The 23459-nt window shown below is 40.4% G+C and carries 22 protein-coding genes, 2 tRNA genes and 2 pseudogenes; 14 read left to right on the top strand and 12 right to left on the bottom strand.

Translation table 11 applies throughout. From position 1 onward, the window contains the following. The first annotated feature begins 11 nt into the window (after positions 1–11). From OHT75_RS07860 to OHT75_RS07835, 6 genes are all read left to right on the top strand, one after another. A complete protein-coding gene (locus OHT75_RS07860; protein ID WP_264725938.1) occupies positions 12–941 on the top strand; it encodes an S-adenosylmethionine decarboxylase proenzyme in 930 nt (309 codons plus the stop codon). Positions 942–1225: 284 nt separating this feature from the next. Then, positions 1226–1867, top strand: a complete 642-nt coding sequence (pdxH, locus tag OHT75_RS07855) for a pyridoxamine 5'-phosphate oxidase (protein ID WP_264725937.1) — start codon at positions 1226–1228, stop codon at positions 1865–1867. A 10-nt stretch (positions 1868–1877) separates the two neighbouring features. Beyond that, the gene (locus OHT75_RS07850) at positions 1878–2333 is read left to right on the top strand and encodes a YaiI/YqxD family protein (RefSeq protein ID WP_264725936.1); all 456 of its coding nucleotides are present in this window, start codon (positions 1878–1880) and stop codon (positions 2331–2333) included. Positions 2334–2375: 42 nt separating this feature from the next. Further along, positions 2376–2951 (top strand): YceI family protein, encoded by a 576-nt coding sequence (locus OHT75_RS07845; protein WP_264725935.1) that lies wholly within the window; start codon positions 2376–2378, stop codon positions 2949–2951. Between the two features lie 104 nt (positions 2952–3055). Further along, positions 3056–3406 (top strand): DUF3802 family protein, encoded by a 351-nt coding sequence (locus OHT75_RS07840; RefSeq protein WP_264725934.1) that lies wholly within the window; start codon positions 3056–3058, stop codon positions 3404–3406. Between the two features lie 37 nt (positions 3407–3443). Next, entirely contained in the window at positions 3444–4325 is an 882-nt protein-coding gene (locus tag OHT75_RS07835; RefSeq protein WP_264725933.1) for a putative ATP-dependent zinc protease, read from the top strand. A gap of 454 nt (positions 4326–4779) precedes the next feature. Here the strand turns inward: OHT75_RS07835 and OHT75_RS07830 are convergent, their stop codons facing one another. Then, positions 4780–6285 (bottom strand): methyl-accepting chemotaxis protein, encoded by a 1506-nt coding sequence (locus tag OHT75_RS07830; RefSeq protein WP_264725932.1) that lies wholly within the window; start codon positions 6283–6285, stop codon positions 4780–4782. Positions 6286–6735: 450 nt separating this feature from the next. Between OHT75_RS07830 and pheS the strand changes: the two genes are divergently transcribed. The 5 genes from pheS (at position 6736) to OHT75_RS07805 (ending at position 12417) form a co-directional block, all read left to right on the top strand. Next, positions 6736–7719 (top strand): phenylalanine--tRNA ligase subunit alpha, encoded by a 984-nt coding sequence (gene pheS, locus OHT75_RS07825; protein WP_264725931.1) that lies wholly within the window; start codon positions 6736–6738, stop codon positions 7717–7719. Between the two features lie 14 nt (positions 7720–7733). Further along, positions 7734–10121: a phenylalanine--tRNA ligase subunit beta gene (gene pheT, locus OHT75_RS07820; protein ID WP_264725930.1), complete on the top strand. Its 2388-nt coding sequence runs from the start codon at positions 7734–7736 to the stop codon at positions 10119–10121. Between the two features lie 3 nt (positions 10122–10124). Continuing rightward, entirely contained in the window at positions 10125–10424 is a 300-nt protein-coding gene (gene ihfA, locus OHT75_RS07815) for an integration host factor subunit alpha (protein ID WP_188839917.1), read from the top strand. Between the two features lie 141 nt (positions 10425–10565). Next, on the top strand, positions 10566–11501 hold the full coding sequence (lpxM, locus tag OHT75_RS07810; protein ID WP_264725929.1) for a lauroyl-Kdo(2)-lipid IV(A) myristoyltransferase: 936 nt from the start codon (positions 10566–10568) through the stop codon (positions 11499–11501). Positions 11502–11544: 43 nt separating this feature from the next. Then, positions 11545–12417: a mechanosensitive ion channel family protein gene (locus tag OHT75_RS07805; protein ID WP_264725928.1), complete on the top strand. Its 873-nt coding sequence runs from the start codon at positions 11545–11547 to the stop codon at positions 12415–12417. A 434-nt stretch (positions 12418–12851) separates the two neighbouring features. Here OHT75_RS07805 and hisIE read toward each other — a convergent pair whose 3' ends face one another. Genes hisIE through hisG form a run of 8 tightly spaced genes read right to left on the bottom strand, consistent with a single transcriptional unit; the run spans position 12852 to position 20044 of the window. Continuing rightward, positions 12852–13475 carry a bifunctional phosphoribosyl-AMP cyclohydrolase/phosphoribosyl-ATP diphosphatase HisIE gene (gene hisIE, locus OHT75_RS07800; RefSeq protein ID WP_264725927.1) on the bottom strand — a complete coding sequence of 208 codons (624 nt, stop codon included), beginning with the start codon at positions 13473–13475 and terminating at the stop codon, positions 12852–12854. Positions 13476–13501: 26 nt separating this feature from the next. Then, positions 13502–14275 (bottom strand): imidazole glycerol phosphate synthase subunit HisF, encoded by a 774-nt coding sequence (gene hisF / locus OHT75_RS07795; protein ID WP_264725926.1) that lies wholly within the window; start codon positions 14273–14275, stop codon positions 13502–13504. Beyond that, entirely contained in the window at positions 14257–14994 is a 738-nt protein-coding gene (gene hisA / locus OHT75_RS07790; protein WP_264725925.1) for a 1-(5-phosphoribosyl)-5-[(5-phosphoribosylamino)methylideneamino]imidazole-4-carboxamide isomerase, read from the bottom strand. The genes hisF and hisA overlap by 19 nt, the downstream gene beginning before the upstream one ends. After that, positions 14991–15644 (bottom strand): imidazole glycerol phosphate synthase subunit HisH, encoded by a 654-nt coding sequence (gene hisH, locus OHT75_RS07785; protein ID WP_264725924.1) that lies wholly within the window; start codon positions 15642–15644, stop codon positions 14991–14993. Before hisH ends, hisA begins: the two co-directional genes overlap by 4 nt. A 9-nt stretch (positions 15645–15653) precedes the next feature. After that, positions 15654–16721 (bottom strand): bifunctional histidinol-phosphatase/imidazoleglycerol-phosphate dehydratase HisB, encoded by a 1068-nt coding sequence (hisB, locus tag OHT75_RS07780; protein WP_264725923.1) that lies wholly within the window; start codon positions 16719–16721, stop codon positions 15654–15656. A gap of 31 nt (positions 16722–16752) precedes the next feature. Beyond that, positions 16753–17799, bottom strand: coding sequence for a histidinol-phosphate transaminase (hisC, locus tag OHT75_RS07775; protein WP_264725922.1), 1047 nt, complete (start codon positions 17797–17799; stop codon positions 16753–16755). A gap of 11 nt (positions 17800–17810) precedes the next feature. Next, positions 17811–19103: a histidinol dehydrogenase gene (gene hisD / locus OHT75_RS07770; protein ID WP_264725994.1), complete on the bottom strand. Its 1293-nt coding sequence runs from the start codon at positions 19101–19103 to the stop codon at positions 17811–17813. Between the two features lie 41 nt (positions 19104–19144). Further along, on the bottom strand, positions 19145–20044 hold the full coding sequence (gene hisG, locus OHT75_RS07765; RefSeq protein ID WP_264725921.1) for an ATP phosphoribosyltransferase: 900 nt from the start codon (positions 20042–20044) through the stop codon (positions 19145–19147). A 616-nt stretch (positions 20045–20660) separates the two neighbouring features. Between hisG and galU the strand changes: the two genes are divergently transcribed. The 3 genes from galU to OHT75_RS07750 all read left to right on the top strand — a co-directional run bounded on the left by galU (position 20661) and on the right by OHT75_RS07750 (position 21958). Next, positions 20661–21548, top strand: a complete 888-nt coding sequence (gene galU / locus OHT75_RS07760; protein ID WP_264725920.1) for a UTP--glucose-1-phosphate uridylyltransferase GalU — start codon at positions 20661–20663, stop codon at positions 21546–21548. A gap of 229 nt (positions 21549–21777) precedes the next feature. Beyond that, a tRNA-Val gene (locus tag OHT75_RS07755) sits at positions 21778–21854 on the top strand. 27 nt (positions 21855–21881) lie between these two features. Then, a tRNA-Val gene (locus OHT75_RS07750) sits at positions 21882–21958 on the top strand. Positions 21959–22601: 643 nt separating this feature from the next. Here the strand turns inward: OHT75_RS07750 and OHT75_RS07745 are convergent. The 3 genes and pseudogenes from OHT75_RS07745 to OHT75_RS07735 form a co-directional block, all read right to left on the bottom strand. Continuing rightward, positions 22602–22802: pseudogene (locus tag OHT75_RS07745) on the bottom strand (ISAs1-like element ISSpu13 family transposase); the annotation flags it as partial. Beyond that, the gene (locus tag OHT75_RS07740) at positions 22730–22939 is read right to left on the bottom strand and encodes an IS3 family transposase (protein WP_264725993.1); all 210 of its coding nucleotides are present in this window, start codon (positions 22937–22939) and stop codon (positions 22730–22732) included. The pseudogene OHT75_RS07745 and the gene OHT75_RS07740, both read right to left, overlap by 73 nt. Positions 22940–23036: 97 nt before the next feature. Next, a pseudogene (locus tag OHT75_RS07735) lies at positions 23037–23387 on the bottom strand (transposase); the annotation flags it as partial. Positions 23388–23459: the final 72 nt, after the last annotated feature.

Below are 23459 nucleotides of genomic sequence, written 5' to 3'. Positions count from 1 at the left end.
TTAGTCATTATATGTTTTTTGAAGGTTCTGAAAAAAAAGCAGAAATATGGATTGAACCCACATCGGGTTCACTTCGAGCTTTGCCTTACTCTTTTTGGAAACAGATAGTCAGCTTAGCCAAAGCTGATATTTTGTCACAGATGGGTAATGATAAATGTGATGCCTATTTATTGAGTGAATCGAGCTTATTCGTTTGGGATCATAAAATTGTCATTCTTACTTGTGGTTTATCGACATTAATTGATTGTATTAATGGTTTTATTGATGCCATAGGCGTTAACAATATCAAATTGTTAACTTATCAACGCAAAAATGAATATGTAGCGCATCTACAATCGTCGACTTTTATAGAAGATATTGCCATGTTAAGGCAGCGACTTGCAGGTTCTGCTTGCCGAGTGGGGCATTTAGATCATCATCATCATTTTATTTTTACCAGTGGCGCCTTTAATCAGATAGCCCCCCAAGACAAAACCTGTGAAGTATTGATGTACCACATCAGCGGTATCGTTGCTGACTATTTACGCACCCAACAGCAATCTATCGCTAAGATATATTCTCTTTTACAATTAGATGAATTATTTGCTGGGTTTACATATGACGCACATTTATTTACGCCTTTAGGCTTCTCTATTAATGGAATTAAAGATAATTTTTATTACACCATTCATATTACGCCACAAGAAAAAAGCTCATATGTCAGTATTGAAACCAATGTGGATCTTAATCATTATCCAATCGATATTGCTGCAAAGTTATTAGCCATTTTACAACCTCGAAGTTGGGATTTTATCGGCTTTAATATACAGATATCATCGCCAAACACTCCTGAAAATATATGTTTAGGCCATTGCTCATACCCCGTTAAGCAAGGTTATAATATACACTTTAGTCACTATCAGCAGCTTTGCCCTGAAGTGCTAATCCCTGAGTATTTGTAATGCATAAACGTGATAAGTGTTTACAATAAACTCAGTAATTTTAATACTGTTTGTCACCAAGCTAATTAACCTCATTTGGGTTAATAGATTGGCTCAATAAGCTGAAATAAAACGATTTAGCTTATTTTGTAGCAAACTTGTTATTTGTTTTGAAACTAAGTTGCATTAGCACTGCAATAGTTGGCCTATTGCACGTTAATGAAACGCAGTTAGCAAGACAAAGCGCTGTTTGGTAAGCGTTTATTATCCCCAGTTGAGGTTACTTAGCTAACTAAAGGAAATATATGAGCGATTTAAGTGATATCCGCCGCGAATATACCCAAGGTGGATTACGAAGAGCAGATTTACCCAGTAATCCAATGGACTTATTTGAAACTTGGTTAGTGCAAGCCAAAGATGCGAATTTATCAGACCCGACGGCAATGTGTGTTGCTACGGTTGATAAAGATGGTCAACCATTTCAACGCATAGTGTTACTTAAAAAGTTTGATGATAATGGTTTCGTTTTTTTTACCAACCTAGAAAGTCGCAAAGCGTGTCATATCGAAACGAATAACAAGGTGAGTTTACATTTTCCTTGGCATCCTCTAGACCGCCAAGTGTCTGTGTTAGGTGAAGCAGAGCCCTTGTCTATGATTGAAGTGGCAAAATATTTTATGAGCAGACCCAAGGATAGCCAAATTGCGGCTTGGGTATCAAAACAGTCGAGTAAAATTTCTGCTCGCCAGGCTTTAGAAGGCAAGTTTGCGGAAATGAAAGCAAAATTTGCACAGGGTGATGTGCCATTACCTAAGTTTTGGGGCGGATATCTAATACGTCCGCACAGTATCGAATTTTGGCAAGGTGGTGAACACCGTTTGCATGACAGATTTCTGTATAGCAAATCGCCAGATGCAGCGTGGCAAATTGATCGATTGGCGCCATAATTAAGGGGTAATGATGCAAGCTAAAATTTGGGTTGATGCAGATGCCTGTCCTAATCCGGTTAAAGAGATGTTGTTTCGTGCGGCAGAGCGTAAATCAATCAATATCGTCTTCGTGGCAAATCAGATGATAAAAGTTCCTTTATCGCCTTTTATTAACATGATCCGCGTTAACTCAGGTTTTGATGAAGCAGATAATTATATCGTTGAGCAACTTACACAAGGTGATTTAGTCATTACCGCCGATATCCCTTTAGCGTCAGATGCCATTGAGAAGGGGGCGCTGGCTATTAATCCCCGTGGTACGGTATATACACCTGAAAATATTAAACAAACATTAACAATGCGTGACTTTATGGAAGAAATGCGTAGCAGTGGTGTTCATACTCAAGGGCCAAATAGTTTTTCCCAAGCGGACAAACATGCCTTTGCACAATCATTAGATAAATGGTTAGTTAAACATCGCTGATCTATAATCAAAACACTTTTATACTTGCAAAAGGATTTTAAGATGAAAAAATGGTTATCAGTTATTGCCCTCGGATTGTTATCCAATGTTGCTCTTGCTGGCGATTGGTCGGTGAATAATAATCAATCTACAGTCAGTTTTATTTCTATTAAGAAAAGTGATATTGCTGAAGTTCATCGTTTTAAGCAGGTAGAAGGAACCTTGACCGAAGCAGGCAATTTTTCATTAGCAATTGATTTAACGAGTGTAGATACCGGCATCGCCATTAGGGATGAAAGAATGCAAGGCCTACTGTTTGAAGTGGCTCAGTTTCCTAAATTAACCCTTAATGCTGCAGTAAACCCTAAATTACTTGCTGATTTACATATCGGTGAGGTAATGACTTTACAGGTTGATGGAGAAATTGCGCTGCATGGTAAGAAGCAAATAAAATCCTTTAATGTATTAGTGGCTAAATTATCAGCAAAGAAGATGGTTGTGACCAGCTTAACTCCCGTGGTTGTTCAAGCGGGGGATTTTGACCTTGCTAGAGGTGTTGAAAAGTTACGTGATATTGCCGGATTGACCAGTATCAGCTTAGCTGTTCCTGTGTCATTTGTGATAACCTTATCGCAATAGAGCAGGCGTATTGTATCGGTAATGTCAATTTATGTTTGGGGATTAAACATAATAAGAATCTCCGTGCATAAAATGACATTATCAACTTAATCCTTGGAGTTAAAATGGTTACAGATAAAGACGGTTATATGCATTTGATTCAGTACTTAACTGAACATTTAGGCTTATTTGAAACGCCTTCAAATGATGCTTTAGTGTCAGAAACCGTTTTAGAATTGTTTGAAGAGCAATTATCCGCCCAAATTATTATGGTGTGTGGTCAAAACCCACAATTATCATTTGCACAGCGCAATATGGTTATCCGTGAAATTGACGCGATTGTCTATGACTTAGAAGAAATTCTAGCTCAAGTCGCTAACCATAAAGCTACCCCAGAACAAAGTATTTTTATTGCTGAGTTTTCTGGTTTAATCAAAAATTTATTTGATCAAGAAATTGATCATTTATTGCGTTAGTTATTTTTACCCTCAATATCCATTTTTAGGAACAAACATGTTGAAAAGCATTATTTTATCCATTGTTTTGTGTTTAAGTTTAACGGTTGCTCATGCCGCAGATAAGCAGATTTTAAAGCAAACTGAAATGATGACAGTCGAAAAGTCTGGTTTGATGTTTCATGCTCGTATGGATACTGGGGCTGTTAACTCCTCATTGCACGCAGTTGATTTAACGATCATTGGCGGCGCAGCAAAGAAGATGAAACAGAATATTGGTAAAACAGTTGAATTTACAACCGAAAATGAAAAAGGTGAAAAAAAACGCATGAGTGCTGAAATTGTCAGTACTTCAACGGTTAAAAATTCACAGGGTACTGAAACCCGTTACATGGTGAATTTAGAAGTCGGCTTTCCAGATGCGTTAAAGAAAATACACGTTAACTTACGTGACCGCAGTCATATGGATTTTAAATTATTAATTGGTAGAAACTTTCTGAAAAAAGACTACATTGTCGATGTGTCTGAAAAGAAGACAATCGGCCCAATTGCTAAATTAAATATCAAACAAGCAAACCTGATCTACAACACACGTATTGATACAGGCGCGGTTGAAAACTCATTGCATGCTGTCAATCTTCGAATTGAAAAAGAAGACAAAACCGATATGGAAAATAATATCGGTAAAATGATCACCTTTACCACTGAAAATGATAAAGGTAAAAAAGTGGATATTCGCACTAAAATTCGTGGTACTTCACTTATTCGAAATGCGCAAGGGACTGAAATTCGTTATATGGTTCGCTTAAGTGTTGGAGAACCTGGCCAAGAGTTTCTGGTTGATGTTAATTTGAAAGATCGCAGCAAAATGAGCCATAAATTATTAATCGGGCGTAACTGGTTACAAGGCCATTACATGGTTGATGTTTCAAAAAAATAATGATTAATCAATAAGATTGTTGAAGCCTTAATGGAAACGTTAAGGCTTTTTAATTTCTGAATGTGAAATACATACCTTAGCAATCTATCTTGGCAGTCGATAATGCATGTGTTGCTAAGTGGTGACACAACATGGTACTTATCACGGTTACTACACCTCAGATCGGGCGGATAAACGCTTGCTAAACAGCCATTTTTCTTGATAACTGCGTTTCATTAACGTGCAATAGGCCTGCTTCGACATGTTAATGCGCCTTGCTTCGAAAACAAATGACAAGTTTGTGACAATAAAAGCTCAACCTGTTTAATTGAGCTTAATGAGCCCATCGATAAACCCTAGTTGAAGTTAATATGCAATCAGAAATAGCGAAGGAGCATGCAGGATCACAAGGCTTATTTTAAACACTAAAAAAGGTGCCGAAGCACCTTTTTTAATGCGCACTACACCAAAATAATTAAAGCTTTAAGCCAACCAATAACTGGTCTAATTGCTCAGCTGTTGCGTGTAACTCATCACAGCCGGATACCGATTGATTTGCCGATTGCTCGACATGATGAGATTGATTACGAATTTCCATCAAATTGGTCGCAATCTCATTCGCCACGGCAGATTGTTCATCAGCAGAGGTCGCAATTAGTACACTCATCTCCAATACCCGATGACTATGATGGGCAATATTGACTAAGTCTTCACCCGTTTGTAGCACATGTTTTTTGCCTTCAGAAGCTTGTTCAACCGTACGCGACATTAACTGGGTCAGATTGCGCGTCCCTGATTGTAATGCTTCAATCATGGTTTTTATTTCAACTGTAGCAGATTGTGTTCTGCCAGCAAGCGTACGAACTTCATCAGCAACAACAGCAAAACCACGACCTTGTTCACCAGCACGAGCCGCTTCAATCGCTGCGTTCAATGCTAATAGGTTAGTTTGTTCCGAAATTGCATTAATGGTTGTGACAACGGCATCAATTTTACTGGCATTATCATTCAATATGCCAACGGCGTTCGATGCCTGTTCAATCTCATTAGATAATACGTCAATGGCGTGCACGGTTGTTTCAATGTCTTTTGAACCAGCAGAAACCTGGCTGTTGGTTTCTTCTGTTTCACTGGATGATTGCTCAGCATTGCGTGCAACCTCTTTTACCGCAGCGGTCATTTCTTCCATTGCAGTGGCGAGTGAATCCAAATGCTGGCGCTGATTAACCGCCATCGATTGGCCTTGTTGAGCGGTTGTTCTAAAACCTGAAACAACAGTACGAATTTGATCGGTTGCGTGAGTTATTTGCTTAACTAATGTGTGCTGCCGCTCAACTAACGCATCAATGCTGATTGCTAAAATACTAAACTCATCTTTGACTTCGAAAAAGTTTAATCGGCCGGTTAAGTCGCCGTTAGCAGCACGTTTTAATGCCATAACTGTGGTGTATAGCGCGCCACCGACAAAGGTAGAAATATAATAAGCAAAGGCAAAAAGTACGATTAATAACACCACCATAACACCGTAAGCCGCATTTGTATTAGTATCGTCTTTTATTAACTGATTGGCTGACAGCTCACTGACAATGACCCGGTCATGACTGTTCACGCTACTGACAACACGAATTCTATTGCCTTGTATATCAACACCGCCGCCTTGTTGAGCCAAATTTCGTAGTTGGCTATCTAGGTTATCCACTGCTATTAATTGGCTAGTGTTAGATAGTTGGCTATTCAAGTCATTATGCTTAGTTTCATCGATTAAGTTATAAGCATCATCTAAATAATTATTGGCTTGTGTAATGAACTGCAGCTGATTATTAATGGTATTAGACATTAAATTATTAGCATGTTGATGATTGAGGAATACGGTTAAACCAATAATCATCAACATGGGAACGATGGCTAAAATGCTAAATTTGGTTTTTAAAGTCATGTGGATAAGATATTGGTCTATCCATCTAAATTTTACTTCTTTCATTAGTGCCTCTTGTTGTCATGGGCTTGGTATTTAGCCAAATACGATAAACATCTATCGGTATTGGTTTGGTTAACTTTAGTTTAAAACTCAGGGTTAAGGTTGGTTGATTAATTTATAAACCAAATAAAGGCGATGCAAATAACGAATGCGCCATAAAGCAAGTGTACTCGCAGTGATGAGCTTGCTCCACCGAATTTAAATCTCAATCGAGGTAATTTATTTTGTAATTCAAAAATAGCCTAATGATTATTGGTGCGAGTGAACTAAAACAGCACATAAGTGGCTAAAAAGGTCTAGTAATCTGTTGGCTGCTAACGTAAAATTTGTCTCTTTTATTTTAATTGATCGAAAAATATCATTTAAGTCAGCTTAAGGGATATTTTGACATCTTACCGTCAAACATGATGGTAAATATCGCATAAGTAATGCCCAGATGCAGTGGATGAATAAATGCAGCAGTTAACAGAGATCGTAGAACAAGCCTTAGCGGTGATAGAGCAGGCCAGTGATCTAAAGGCATTGGATGATATCCGTGTCGATTACCTAGGTAAAAAAGGTAAAATCACTGACATGATGAAAATGATGGGCCAATTAAGTGCAGAAGAAAAACCTGCCTTTGGACAAGCCGTCAACCAAGCCAAGCAGGCTGTACAGCAGAAGTTATCTGACCGTATAGATGGCTTAAAAGCATCTGAGCTTGAAGCTAAATTAGCAGCCGAGCAAATCGATGTTACTTTACCTGGCCGCACTATAGATAATGGCGGATTACATCCTGTCACCCGTACTATCGAGCGTATCGAAACCTTTTTTGGTGAGCTTGGTTTTACGGTTAAAGATGGTCCTGAAATTGAAGATGATTTCCATAACTTTGATGCATTAAACATTTCAGAACATCATCCGGCTCGGGCAGATCATGATACGTTTTACTTTAATCCAAAAGTTATGCTGCGTACTCAAACATCGGGTGTTCAAATTCGAACCATGGAGCATGAACAGCCGCCATTGCGCATAATTTCACCCGGTCGTGTTTATCGTAATGACTACGATCAAACCCACACACCTATGTTCCATCAAGTAGAAGGGTTAATGGTTGCTGAGAATGTAAACTTTGCTGAATTAAAAGGTATTTTACATGACTTCTTACGTAACTTTTTCGAAGAAGACCTACAAGTTCGCTTTCGCCCATCGTATTTCCCATTCACCGAACCCTCAGCAGAAGTTGATGTGATGGGTAAAAACGGCAAATGGTTAGAAGTATTAGGTTGCGGTATGGTGCATCCTAATGTGCTTCGCAGCGTAGGTATTGATCCTGAGAAGTACTCTGGATTTGCTTTTGGTATGGGCGTTGAACGTTTGACCATGTTGCGCTACGGCGTAAATGATTTACGTGCCTTCTTTGAAAACGATTTACGTTTCCTCAAGCAATTCAAATAACGGAGCAATATTAGATGAAATTCAGTGAATCTTGGCTTCGTGAGTGGGTTAACCCAACCGTAAGCCGTGACGAATTATCACACCAAATTACCATGGCAGGTCTTGAAGTCGACGGTGTTGACCCTGTTGCTGCTGATTTTAGTGGCGTGATTGTGGGTGAGGTGGTTGAGTGTGGTCAGCATCCAGATGCAGACAAATTACGGGTCACAAAAATCAATGTTGGCGAAGCAGAACTGATTGATATTGTCTGCGGAGCACCCAATTGTCGTTTAGGTTTAAAAGTGGCTGTTGCTATGGTTGGCGCAGTATTACCTGGCGACTTTAAAATCAAAAAAGCCAAGTTACGTGGTCAGCCGTCTTTCGGAATGCTGTGTTCATACTCTGAACTGGGCATCGATATCGAAAGTGACGGTATTATTGAATTACCACTTGATGCGCCAATTGGCCAAAGTGTTCGTGAGTTTTTAGATTTAGATGATGCCGTCATTGATGTCGATCTAACCGCAAACCGTGCAGATTGTTTAGGCATGGCAGGTCTTGCGCGTGAAGTGGGTGTATTAAATCGTCAAGCGGTTGTTGAACCATCTTGGCAAGCTGTTGAAGCAAGTATTGATGCTCCGATTGCCATTCATGTTGAAGCTAAAGCTGCATGTCCTCGTTATTTAGGTCGTGTGGTTAAAAATATCAATGTTAACGCGCCAACGCCATTATGGATGCAGGAGAAATTGCGCCGTAGTGGTATTCGCTCAATTGATCCAATCGTCGATATCACCAATTTTGTGTTAATTGAATTTGGTCAACCAATGCATGCGTTTGACTTAAATACCCTCAATGGCGGCATCAATGTGCGCCTAGCTGACGGTGTTGAAAAACTCACGTTGCTTGATGGTAATGAAATTACGGTTCCAAGTGACACCTTAGTGATTGCGGATGACAAACAAGCTATCGCATTAGCGGGGGTTTTTGGCGGCGAAGCAACGGGAGTGAGTGACACAACAAAAGATATTCTTTTAGAATGTGCTTTCTTCGCTCCTTTAGCGATTATGGGTAAATCTCGTCGCTTAGGCTTACATACCGATGCTTCACACCGTTTTGAGCGTGGCGTTGACCCACAGCTGCAACATAAGGTAATGGATCGCGCTACCCGTCTTGTATTAGATATTTGCGGTGGTGAAGCGGGGCAAGTCATTGAAGCGCTAGCTAGCGAACATTTGCCTCAACCTGCAAAAATCTTATTACGTCGCAGCAAATTAGATAAAACATTAGGTCATGTTATTCCTGACTCTGATGTTGTAGAAATTCTGACATGTTTAGGGTTTAGCGTTGTAACAGAAAATCATGATTGGCTTGTGACAACGGCAACATATCGTTTTGATATGGCAATCGAAGAAGATTTGATTGAAGAAGTGGCTCGAATTTATGGTTATGACAATATTCCTAATACAGCGCCGCAAGCTGCATTAAATATGTCAGATCATAAAGAATCCAACATTCCACTTAAGCGTGTTCGTAACATGCTCGTGGCTCGAGGGTTCCAAGAAGCAATTACTTACAGTTTTGTTGACCCTAAAATGCAAGCCCTTGTTCATCCGGAACAACAAACCATGATTTTGCCAAATCCAATTTCGACAGAGATGTCGTCAATGCGTTTGTCTATGTTTACCGGTTTATTGACCGCTGTCGGTTACAACCAAAGTCGCCAGCAAGGCCGTGTTCGCTTATTTGAGACAGGTTTACGCTTTGTTCCTGACGAAAATGCAGATGCAGGCGTTCGTCAGCAAGCCATGATAGGTGCAGTGATTTCAGGTGTTCAAAACGACGAACATTGGTCGATGGAATCGAAAACTGTCGACTTCTTTGATTTAAAAGGTGATTTAGAAGCAATAATCGGCTTGACAGTTGCCGCTTCTGAATTTAGTTTTAAAGCAGCAACACATCCTGCGCTGCATCCAGGACAATGTGCTGAAATATTAAGAAATAATCGAGTCATTGGTCATATCGGTGCTATCCACCCGAATTTGGAGAAACCTTTTGGACTTAATGGCAAAACAATCGTTTTTGAGTTAGAACTGGATGCTTTATTACATGCCAGTTTGCCGCTAGCCCAAGCTGTATCTAAGTTTCCAGCTAATCGACGTGATATCGCCGTAGTTGTAGATGATCAAGTATCTGCAATTGATGTTATTAATTTGATAAGAAAAGTTGGCGAAAATCAGTTGGTTGGCTTAAACTTGTTCGATGTATACCTAGGTAAAGGTGTAGAGCCCGGCAAAAAGAGCTTGGCAATCGCACTTACGTTACAAGACACTACTCGTACGCTTGAAGAAAAAGACATTACTGCGACCATGGACGCTGTAATATCTGCTCTGAAGACCGAGTTCAACGCATCGTTGAGGGATTAAAGTATGGCACTTACCAAAGCCGAAATGGCAGAACATCTATTTGAAACACTTGGTATTAATAAGCGTGTGGCTAAAGAGATGGTGGAGTCTTTCTTTGAAGAAATTCGTGAAGCACTCGAAAATGGTGAGCAGGTCAAGTTATCTGGTTTTGGCAACTTCGACCTTAGGGATAAGAATCAAAGACCGGGAAGGAACCCGAAAACTGGTGAAGATATTCCAATTTCTGCGCGCCGTGTTGTGACTTTCCGTCCTGGACAAAAGTTAAAAGCACGAGTAGAAGCCGCTAACGCTGGCAAGAAATAAATTCACAAGTTGAATTAAGCTTATCTGCTTTATGTAAAACAATGAAAGAGCCACTCAGGTAGAGTGGCTTTTTTTTTGAAATTTGCTGATCTAAATTAGCATGCTATTATTCGGTCGCAATTTTTTGATGAGGTTTATCTTTTGGCTCGACAACAAAAGTATTTTGATACCCGCTTTACTTTAGCATTATTACACCCACGCAATTGGGCTACGTGGCTGGCAATTTTTATATTGTTTCTATTTGGTATTTTGCCAGCAGTCATCCGTGATCCAATTACAAATGTGTTGGCCAAGCTGGTTATGCGAATCGCTCGTAAGCCAATTGATATTGCGCGTATTAATATTCGCCACTGCTTTCCTGAAATGCACGACAATGAAGTTAATCAGCTGATTAAACAGAATGTCGATGCATTTGTACTTTGTCTGTTATCTCAGGCTGAATTACTTTGCCGCTCTAAAGCCCATATTAAAAGACGTGTTAAATTACATGGATTTGAACATGTTGAAAAAGTAAGGGCAGAAGGTCGCCCCATTATTTTTATCATGCCCCATGTTTGGCCAATTGATTATGCAGGATTAAGGTTAAATCTTGAAATACCCATGGTATCTATGGCTAAAGCTCACCGTAACAACTTATTTAATTGGTTTAGTAACCGTTTACGCAGCCGTATGGGGGGCAGAATTTATATGCGAGAAGCAGGCATTCGCGCTTTGCTCTCTGAATTAAAAAATGATCACAGTTTTTTCTATCTGCCAGATGAAGATTTGGGACCAGAGCAAAGTGTTTTTTCGCCATTTTTAGGTACAACCAAAGCAACGTTACCTGTTGTTGGCCGTTTGGCTAAGGCTGGTAACGCAAAAGTGATGCCTGTGACGATTGGATACGATCAAATTGATAAAGTGTTTAATTTAACGGTACTGCCTGAAGTTGAAACCGCTACTATGGACACTAAAGAGAATGAGGCACTAGTATTAAACCAAATCGTAGAGCAAGTCATAAAAGCCTATCCGGAACAATACATGTGGTTTTTGAAGATATTAAAAACCCGTCCTCCCGGAGAGGCTCAATTCTACTAAACTTATTCTTATATGATCATCATTACACTAAGAGATCACTTTAATGGAATTTAATGATTTATTGTCAGTATTATCCTTTGTTGTATTTACCTATGATAATCGTCCGATAACGTTATTACAGATAATCCAAGTCCCTATTTATATTTTCTTAACTTGGTTTATTGTCACTCGTGTTGGCAAAATCATCGTTCAAGCCCTGAAAAAACGCAATGTTAGTGCGGATGCAATACATTTATTTTCACGCATGTATTTGGTATTGATGATTGCAATTTTAACCATTACGAGCATGGATATTCTCAATATCCCTTTAACGGCTTTTGCGTTTGTTTCCGGTGCGATAGCCATTGGTGTTGGTTTTGGTGCGCAGAACATTATTAACAACTTTATTTCGGGTTGGATTTTAATGTGGGAGCGTCCAATTCGCATAGGTGACTTCTTAGAAGTAGGTGATGCCCGCGGTGTGGTTGAGTGTATCAATACTCGCTCCACTTTGATCCGACGTAATGACGGTGTTCACATGTTAGTGCCCAACAGCCAGTTGCTGGAAAATACCGTGACTAACTGGACACTGATTGATAAAAATGCCCGTACTTTTGTGCGTGTTGGTGTATCGTATGGCTCCGATGTGCTAAAGGTGCAATCATTGTTATTTCAGGTTTTAGAAGAGCGAGATGATATTTTGCCGAGCCCTAAACCTATTGTTTTATTTGAAGATTTTGGTGATAACGCCCTCATTTTTGACATGGTATTTTGGGTAAATGCGGTATCTGAAACCGACATTCGCCGTCGACGCAGTGAAATTCGTTTTAGAATTTATGAGTTATTTAATCAAAATGATATTTGTATTGCATACCCGCAAAGAGATATTCACCTTGATGGTAATTTGACGATCAATCATGGTGATAAAAATATATAAATTGAAATGGTAGCGTCGTTAAGTCATTACAAATGTGCTTAAATTAAGTTAATAAATCCTTAGCATCGACTTGATAACGTATGTGTTAACTGAATTTATAACAGGCTGTTCTTCGATTTACATAAAAAAACATTCCAGCCGAACTTAACGTCTGGAATGTTTTTGTTTTCATCCCTAAACCACCTACTTCATTAGGCCCTTATCATCAATTAGGCTCTGCCTGAAGTACGTTCAATAGCTGATTAACTCAAGTGGTACGTGAGCTTTGCTAATAGTGTGATACAAGCTTCTAAATCAGGGATGATTTAGTAGAGCCTATAGGGATAGCGTCTTGTAACGCACGGTAGGAAAGCGCCCTTTTAGGCAGTGATATCAAAGCCACCTTCTTCAGAAGGTGGATTCTTTACTTTTAAGTTACTGTATTTGAATTGTGGTTACTTTTTGGCTTTTGTATGTCTATCCAGTAGATTTTGATTAATATCTGCCATCGACAACCCTTGATCTTCCAGTAACACGATTAAGTGATACATCAGATCAGAGGCCTCGTTAATCAGTTCTTCTTTATCGTTCGTTGCCGCGGCTAGGGCTGTTTCTAAACCTTCTTCACCCACTTTTTGCGCAATACGTTTAGTCCCACGCTCAAACAAGGACGCCGTATAGCTTGAATCGGCACTTTGACCTTTGCGCGAAACAATCACCTTGGTGAGATTATCGATAAAAGAATGAGCATTGCCATCAGGCCAGCAACTTTCTGTACCTGTATGACATGTCGGGCCGTTAGGGATAACTTGAACCAACAAGCTGTCATTGTCGCAGTCTTTATCAATAGCAATGAGCTGCAATGTATTGCCTGAAGTTTCGCCTTTAGTCCATAAACGTTGTTTAGAACGACTGAAAAACGTCACATTTTGACTGGTTAAGGTTTTTTCAAGCGCGGCTTTATCCATATAACCTAGCATGAGCACTTTGCCAGTTAAGTGGTTTTGCACAACTGCGGGGATTAATCCGTCCTGTTTGTCCCAAGCTAAGCTTGCACTATCAAATGTTATTTGTGTCATCTTGACTCTCTTATGTTTGAGGCTTATTACAGTCGAATTGCAATATTTTGGATGCGAAGATACTGCTTTAATTCACCAATATCGATAATGCCTTTATGAAAAACACTTGCAGCTAACGCTGCATCGACCTGAGCGAGTTCAAATACCTCTTTAAAGTGTGCCATGGTGCCAGCACCACCGGATGCAATCAAAGGCACATCACATATCGCACGAACCATGCTTAATTGCTTGATATCATAGCCGCCGCGCACGCCATCTTGATTCATCACATTTAATACTATTTCTCCACAGCCGCGCTTTTGGACTTCTTCAACCCAATCTTGGGTAAACCATTGGGTGTCTTTGGTGGCAGCTTCATCCCCCGTAAATTGTTTGACTTTGTAGCTGTGTGAAGCGGCATCATAGAAAGAGTCGATACCTATCACAATACATTGGCGGCCAAACTCATCCTGTAAACGCGAAATAAGACTTGGATCTGACAATGCAGGTGAATTGATTGAAATCTTGTCGGCACCGAATGCAAGCTTTTCACGGGCTTGTTCAATGGTTTTAATCCCACCGGCAACGCAAAATGGAATATCAATTTGCTCAGCTACGCGGCTGACCCAAGATTTGTCGATGACTCTGTCATGGGCGCTGGCGGTGATATCGTAAAAGACTAGCTCATCGGCACCTTCAGCAGCATAACGTGCAGCAAGCGGGACGATGTCACCGACAATTTCATGGTCACGAAATTGGACGCCTTTTACCACTTTACCTTCACGAACATCAAGACACGGAACTATGCGTTTGGCCAGCATGAGATAGCCTCCTTGACGGTAAAGTTGTTAATCAATAACGCTTTGCCAATAATGATGCCATTGGCTTTACTATCACGCACCGCCGCCACATCATCTAGGCTGGCAATGCCGCCTGAGGCTTGCCAACTAATGTTGGGGTATTTACTGCTTAGTTCCTGATATAAATCAGTATTAGCGCCTTGTAAAGTCCCGTCGCGGCTAATATCGGTCACTAGGGCATGTTGCAACCCAACCGTTTGATATTCAGCAACTAATGACTCTAACGACTTACCACCGCCAGTTTGCCATCCCGACACCGCAACAATTTTTTCACCAGCGTCATTAATGTTGACATCCAATGCTAAACAAATCGCATCACTGCCATATTTAACAAACCAACTTTTAACCAGTTCAGGCTCTTTTACCGCTAAAGAACCAATCACTACTCGTTTTACACCTAATGCTAACAGCTCTTTTACCTGTTCTTCGCTGCGAATGCCGCCACCCACTTGAATATCAGTGTTTAACCCTGCTACCAACTCACCAATTAAGCTTATCTGGCGTTTTGCGGGGTCCTTAGCTCCTGTTAGGTCAACTATATGCAGCAATTTTGCGCCTTGCGCTTGGTATGACTGCAACTGGGCGAGGGGACTTAAATCGAATGTGGTTTTTTGTTGATAATCGCCTTGGTATAAACGCACCACTTGACCATCAATTAAATCAATTGCTGGAATGATCATTGTGCTTTCCCCATATTCAAAAAGTTTTGTAAAATTTTTGCACCGACCACAGCACTTTTTTCTGGGTGGAATTGCACCCCAAAAAAGTTATCTTTACCGATAGCTGCACTGAAGTTTTCACCATAGGTACAACTGGCTAAGGTATATTCACTAATTGGTGCGCGGTAACCATGCACAAAATAGACGTAGCTGCCGTCTTCAATACCCGCAAATAAAGGATGGTCGGTCACACTAATCTGGTTCCAGCCCATATGCGGTAGAGGCAGTCCTTTGCTGTCTAAATCACCAATGTCTGTGGGAACTAACCCTAAACAATTGATGGCTTTGTTATCACGGCCGCCATGTTCGTTAGACACAGAGGCTAACATTTGCATACCAAGGCATACCCCCATGACGGGTTGGGTTAAACGGCTTATTAAATCGACTAAGCCTTTTTGTTGTAAGCCTGCCATTGCAGCGCCAGCAGTGCCAACACCTGGCAGAACCACTCTGGCAGCGCTGCGGATAACATCAAAGTCATCGGTGACTTTGATGTTGGCATTGAGGCGTTCAAAGGCAAAACGCACCGAGTTTAAATTGGCACATCCGGTATCAATAATGACGGTAAGATCGTCACCGTTGTTTTTTGAGGAAACCGCTAAATCTGTCACGTTAACTCCTTACAACACACCTTTACTGGAAGGTAAAATGTCGCCTTCTACTTTGACTGCTTGACGCAGTGTACGGCCTAATACTTTAAATAAGGCTTCAACTTTATGATGGTCGTTATCGCCTTGTGAGCTAATGTGTAAGGTGCAGCGCAGTCCATCGGCAAATGAGCGGAAAAAATGCGGCACCATTTCTGTGGCCATTTCGCCAACCATTTCTCGTTCAAAATCAGCGTTAAATTTGATAAACGGACGTCCAGAAATATCCATTAAGCATTCACCATTGGCTTCATCCATTGGCAAACTAAATCCAAAACGGGCAATGCCACGTTTGTCGCCTAAAGCTTGACGAATCGCATCGCCAATAGCTAAAGCGGTATCTTCTACACTGTGGTGATCATCAATTTCAAGGTCTCCATCAACGTGCACGTCCATTTTAAAGTTGCCATGGGTTTGAATTTGATCAAGCATGTGATCAAAAAATCCAATACCTGTTTCAATGTTTCCTTTAGATTGATTGTCTAAATCAATAGTGACTTTAATGTCAGTCTCTTTTGTGGTTCGCACAACAGTCGCTTGGCGGCCTTTACTTAATAGCGCCTCACAAATGGTGTTCCAATCTAGGTTTTTGCGATCATATTGAAAACTTTTAATGCCCATAGCATTAGCGAGTTCAACATCTGTAATGCGATCGCCAATCACTGCCGACTCTGTAAAATCAACTCTACCTTCAGTTAAATAACGCTTAACTAGGCCAAGTTTGGGTTTGCGACAGCTACAGTTTTCATCGTTAAAATGCGGACAAATGACGACATCATCAAAGGTTACCCCTTGGCTTGCAAAAATTTGCATCATCATGTTATGCGGGGCGTCAAAGTCATCCTTTGGAAAGGACGGTGTGCCTAAACCATCTTGGTTACTTATCATAACTAGTCTAAAACCGGCTTTTTGCAGTTTTAACAATGCGGGTATAACCTGTGGTTCGAATACCAGTTTAGCTAGACTGTCGAGTTGTTTGTCAATTGCAGGCTCTTCGACTAATGTGCCATCGCGGTCGATAAAGAGGATTTTCTGTTTCATGCTGCTAACCTTAAATGTGTAGGTATATTATTTAGTTTTTGCTGCTTAATAGCACGTCAACTAATTTGTTTGTTTGGGCGATAGAAGCAAAACTAAAGCGTATCGCATTGGCCAATCTTGGGTCTTTGTAGGCTCGGGCAACAATGCCATTATCCGTTAATAACTTGGCGATTTTACTGACATCTTCAAACTGAGCTAAGACAAAATTGCCATTTGCATTGAGGACATTTGCGCCAATTTGAGTTAATACCTGAATAAGTCGTTCACCCTGTTTATTAAGGCTGGTCACTTGTTGCTGCATTAACACTATACCCTCTGAACTCAGTGCATTTGTGGCTAACTCTGAAACAGGCAAGGGCACAGGGTAAGGCGCTATCACCAACATGACTAAATCAATAATGGCTTCATTGGCCAGCATAAAACCGCATCTAGCACCGGCTAATGCAAACGCCTTAGATAAGGTACGCAAAACCACAAGATTAGGATACTTTTCAAGTAAATCCGCAACTGAGTATTCTGGGCAAAATTCGATATAAGCTTCATCAATTACCACAATTGCTTGCGGCGCACTGATAATGGCTTGCTCTATATCTGCCTTACTAATGACGGTTCCTGTTGGGTTATTGGGATTACAAATAAACACCAACTTGGCATTACCTATTTGTGTTGGCCAGCTTTGGGGTAATTGATAATCACTTGTTAAACTTAATGCCGTTACGGCCACATTGAAGGTTGCGGCGCTGATGGCATACATGCCATAGGTCGGGCCAAAAATTGCAATGCTGTCTTTACCTGGCACACAAAAGGTGCGAATAAGTAATTCGATAGCTTCGTCTGCGCCGCGACTGGCAATTAATTGACTCGTTTTCACGCCAGCGTATGCAGCATAAGCAGTCATTAATGCAGGTGGTTGACAGTCAGGGTAACGATTGATTTTGTCTAAATCACTGTTATTAAATGGAGATTCATTAGCATTAATCCAGATATCACCTCGGCCACCAATACGTCTTGCACTTTGATATGGTGTTAATTCAAGTAACTCAGGTCTTGCGAGTTGTTTTGCGTCGAATATATTCATTGTTATTACCGCTACTTTTCTAGGCTAGCTAAACGAATAGCCACTGCATTTTTGTGAGCATCCAATAGTTCGTTCTCCGCCAATGTCATCACCGCTTGGCCAAGATTTTGTAACCCATCGGCGCTGAGTTCTTGCACGGTAAAACGACGGCTAAAATCGGCTAAAGACAAACTTGAAACTGCACGGCTATAACCATAGGTAGGCAGTACATGATTTGTTCCGCTAGCATAATCACCCACAGATTCAGGCGTATAAGCGCCTAAAAACACTGAACCCGCGGCACGTATTGTGCTCAGTAGTTCACGGGGGGAGTCTGTTTGTACAATTAAATGTTCAGGTCCATATTGGTTCGAAACCTGTACAGCTTGAACAATATCCTTAACCACCAAAGTGCGGCTACATTTTAATGCCTGTGCAGCAATATCCTGTCTGGGTAACTGAGCTAGCTGGACAGACAGTTGCTGATTCACAGCTTGTGCTTGAACCATGCTATCAGTTACGAGCATGACTTGTGAATCAACGCCATGTTCGGCTTGCGACAGTAAATCTGCTGCGATAAATGCAGGGTTAGCCTTGGCATCGGCAATGACTAATACCTCAGAAGGACCCGCGGGCATATCAATGGTGACACTGACGCGATTATCTTGTGAGACCAAACGCTTAGCTTCGGTTACGTAACGATTACCCGGGCCAAATATTTTATCTACTTTGGGGATAGACTCGGTGCCAAACGCCAAAGCGGCGATAGCTTGCGCACCACCGACTTGGTAAATGTCAGTGATACCACACACATGTGCTGCGTATATGATGGCATCATTGATCGGTGGTGGACTCACTAATACCCGCTTTTCACAGCCCGCAATTCTAGCCGGTAAAGCCAGCATCATGACGGTTGATATTAGTGGTGCAGTGCCGCCAGGAATATATAAGCCAACTTTTTCAACCGCTTCTGAACGTAACTCACAGCGAACACCGATTTGAGTTTCAATATCGATGGGTTGAAAAGCCTGAGCTTGATGAAACTTCTCAATATTGGCCGTCGCGAGGGCAATTGCTTGTTTCACCTTGGTTGATACTCTAGCGCATGCGGAGTCGATTTCTTCTGTGGATAACAGTAAATTATCAACTAATATGCCATCAAACTGTTGATTAAACTTAGTAATGGCGGCATCACCGTCTAATACGACTTGTTCAATAATGCTTTTTACTTTTTGTTCAACGCTGTTGTCGCCAATTAAAGGTGAGCGTTGTAATGCTGCAACTTGCTCAGAAGCGGTTAAGCTTTCCCAGTCAAGAATTTGCATCGGTGTAGTGAGTTGTGATGTGTGTGTCATTGGCATCGACATTACCCCATCATTTTTTCAATTGGCATCACTAATATGGATGTAGCACCTAGCGCGGTTAATTGCTCCATTGTGTCCCAAAATAAATCTTCTGAGCTCACTGCGTGAATGGCAACACGGTTAGTATCATCATTTAGCGGTAAAACCGTTGGGTTTTCTGCGCCAGGAAGTAATGCAACGATTTGATCAAGGGTTTCAGTAGGGGCGTGTAATAGAATGTACTTACTTTCACGGGCGCGGATGACGCCATTAATACGAGATAATATTTTATCAATTAACGCTTGTTTTGATGGCGTTTGTGGCTGGTTAGACTGAATGATACACGCCATCGAGCGGTAAATGACTTCGGTTTCATATAAGCCATTTGCTTCTAGGGTGGCGCCTGTTGATACTAAATCACAAATTCCATCAGCAAGTCCTGCTCGAGGAGCAACTTCAACCGATCCTTTAAGCATACAATCACGATAGTTAATGCCTTTTTCTTGCATGAATCGACGTAAAATGTTTGGGTAAGAAGTGGCAATACGAAGCCCTTCTAATGATTGCGCATCGTTATAACTAAACTCATTAGGTACCGCTAATGATAAACGACATGAACCAAAATCAAGCTCACGTAATTTAGTACAATCAGCGGGTTTATTGACCAGTTGACGCTCTAGTTGTTCTTCTTCTAGAACATTCTCACCAATAATTCCTAAGTCAACAACACCATCCATCACTAAGCCTGGGATGTCATCATCACGTACTCTAAGTAAATCGATTGGCATATTATCGGCGTGGGCAATAAGACGCTGTTCGTTTACATTGAATTTAACACCACAGCTTTTTAATAGCTGCTGTGATTCTTTAGATAAACGACCAGATTTTTGAATGGCAATTCTTAAACGGTTTGATTGAGTCATGAGTAAACACCTATAAGTAAAATTAAAATTTAAAAACAATTAGTTAAAATAAAAAGTGATAAAATTAGAAAACAAAAAACCCCTGAAATTCCTTCCAGGGGTTTGTGATAGTTTCACCGCCGGAAGGGAAATAAACCCTCGGCAGTAAGCATCCGAAGGCTACCGCATATGGTGGTGATGATGAATGGTAGTCATTTGGATGTTCATGTTTTGTTTCTCTTAGTTAAAACAGCAACAAGCTGTTTTTAAAATTCGTATTAAGTTCGACTAAAAATGCTGGTGAACTTCTTGTGCTTTAAAACTTAACCGCTTATGACTTTGTTTGCAATAGCGGATAAAGCAATTTTGTCATTTTTTTACCAACATAATGAAATAAGATATAAAAATAACATGAAACCTATCGATTCAATTCATAATAGCCTCTAAAAATGATCAAAAAAATTGGGATTATCGTGAAGCGATAAAAGCCGTTTATCTGAAGATGTGCTATATTTGAAAAGTATTTATATCAATGTGATACAACGTTTGCACAGACATATTGAGCATCACATAAGATTATTATCTCAACCTATGCTGCATTAAGTAACAACTTAATAGAATACTTTAAGGAAAATAAATGAAAGTAGTCATTCCTGTTGCAGGACTCGGCACTCGCATGTTACCTGCTACTAAGGCTATACCTAAAGAGATGTTACCTTTAGTGGATAAGCCATTAATTCAATATATCGTCGATGAGTGTGTCAGTGCAGGTATTACAGAAATTGTATTAGTGACCCATGCCAGTAAAAATGCTATCGAAAACCACTTCGATAAATCTTATGAGCTGGAATCGACTCTTGAAAAGCGTGTTAAACGCCAGTTGTTACATGAAGTACAGTCTATTTGCCCCAAAAACGTGACCATAATGCATGTACGTCAAGGTGAGGCAAAAGGCTTGGGCCATGCAGTGTTGTGTGCTAAGCCTTGTATAGGTGATGAGCCATTTGCTGTGGTGTTACCAGATGTTATTCTGGACAACTATTCAGCGGATCAACGTACTGAAAATTTAGCTTCTATGATCGCAAGATTCAAAGAAACGAAAGCAAGTCAGATTATGGTTGCACCCGTTCCCGAAAAGGATGTGCATAAGTACGGTATCGCGGATTGTAATGGTGAGAAAATTATCCCAGGGCATTCAGCTAAGATAGCCAGAATGGTTGAAAAACCTAATCAATCTGAAGCCCCTTCTAATCTGGCCGTCATTGGGCGATATGTATTATCAGAAAAAATTTGGGCTTTACTTGCTAAAACGCCACCTGGTGCAGGCGATGAAATCCAATTAACGGATGCAATTGATATGTTGATAGCATCCAATACCGTTGAAGCATTTAATATGACAGGTAAGTCACACGATTGTGGTGACAAATTAGGTTATATGAAAGCATTTGTTGAATATGGCTTGCACGATCCCAAACTGGGTGAAGTCTTTAAAAAAGAATTAGCTCAATTGCTTGACCAGTATTAAAGATTCTTCGAGTTATTAAAAGGTCAGGCTTAGTCTGTTTTTAAGTGTGGTCATAAGCACAATCTTCAAAAGTCTGGGTCGTTATGCTGCAACGACTTAGACTTTTTAGTGTTAATTTGACAAGTTGCACAGCAAATCGCCATTTAAGCATTTCAAGTTAATTTTTACTTGCATGCCGTGGTTATCACACTTACTATAGCGACCGCTTTGTTAGGAAAGCAATATCAGTACACCCGTAGCTCAGTTGGTTAGAGCACTACCTTGACATGGTAGGGGTCGGTGGTTCGAGTCCACTCGGGTGTACCAACTTTCTTTCCTTAAGCATCCCAAAATACACCCGTAGCTCAGCTGGTTAGAGCACTACCTTGACATGGTAGGGGTCGGTGGTTCGAGTCCACTCGGGTGTACCATTTCTTGTTAAAACTCAATTACTTACCATTAAAAATTTCAATCTTCTAAAATATCTTTCTGTGCCGTAAAGATAAATTATGGTGCCAAATCGTAATTATACCCTAAAATGTTTTTATTTCTTTTCAAAATTTCATCGTCCGCAGATTAATTCTTTTAAGGTATAACTTTACTTCAACAGCTTGATATTTCGGTTGTGTGCCCATTTGGTGCCTGACTTGTTGGCACGAACAACTTCTCTGCCAAAAATCCATGACCACTACCTTAGGGAATTTATATTGATATTTTACCTTTTTATGTAGCTAAATTTCTTATAAATTGGTACAAATCATGATGTAAAGTAAATTTAGGCACATTCGCTAATTGTTAATTTAGCAGTGGTTCAGCTTTGAATGGTGAGTTATTAATGCAGAATAATGAAAAACTCCTTGCAAGAGATTTGAGAATTTACTTGTCGATGTTGAGCTGAGTAGAATTGATATCAAACTCATAAAGCTTGATCGGGAACTTGAAACATTCTGCAAAAATTTTAATTTGTTAAGTTCATTAAAACCTAGTTCAGGTGATGGCTACGAATCTAAAACGAGTATTCTGTTGGATGCTTATCAAGTACCAATGTTAGTTTGTAAAACACCAGGGTGCTGATTACACTTTTTGACCAGCGCCAAAAATAATCTCTTCCCTGAAGTTATCACTCCAACAAGCCCTATTGAATTTCTGATTCTGGCTTGTTTTAGCGGGATGTAACTTAACTAGATTTAATGCCCAACGCCTTAAAATAGCCAGAATACTGGCGCCATCTTCATCATACATCTTCTGCTTATCTTCTTGAAATAGCGCACCCAAACGTTTGCTTCTTTCATCAATTGCGCTGTTTTTCTACGCCCAACAGGGTAATCAAGTAAATTCAATGCCTTTTGAACCCGCCTTTGTCCATAGGTGTTATCGCTAAACTCGGCAATATTGTTCACCCACTGCAACATCTCTTGATGCTCTGTATCAACCGGTGCCAGAGACTTTCGCTTTTGATAGCTGTAGTAATTATTGTTTTTCACACCCAACACGTGATACCAATCCGCATTAGACTTTGCCCATATTAGCCCAGTCTCGTGTACACAAACTTTTTACCCTATCCTTGCACTGAATAAATATATTCCAGGCTTTACAACACTGCTCAACGATATCGTTATAGCCTTCAAAACACCGATTTGCCAAACAGTGCTGTCTTAACCATTGCCATACTTGCTCTATAGGGTTTAGCTCTGGAGAATAAGGTGGCAATTTGAGGACTGATAAATTATTAAAGTCTTTGGCTATATCATCCGTATGCCACGCTGCGCCATCCATAATCACAAGAGCATATCTATCTGAGTGCGTTGCTTCTGAAATTTGATTCAAGTGTTGCCACATAGCTGCCCTATTAACAAAAGGTAAGCGGTCAATTAACCGGTGAAGCTTATTCTGCTTTACCTAGATCAACATTCCACGGCAGTAAATCAGACA

It is taken from the genome of Shewanella subflava, assembly GCF_025971955.1.
In the GTDB taxonomy this organism is placed as follows: Bacteria; Pseudomonadota; Gammaproteobacteria; order Enterobacterales; family Shewanellaceae; genus Shewanella; species Shewanella subflava.
This window is presented reverse-complemented; position numbering and strand designations above follow the sequence as displayed.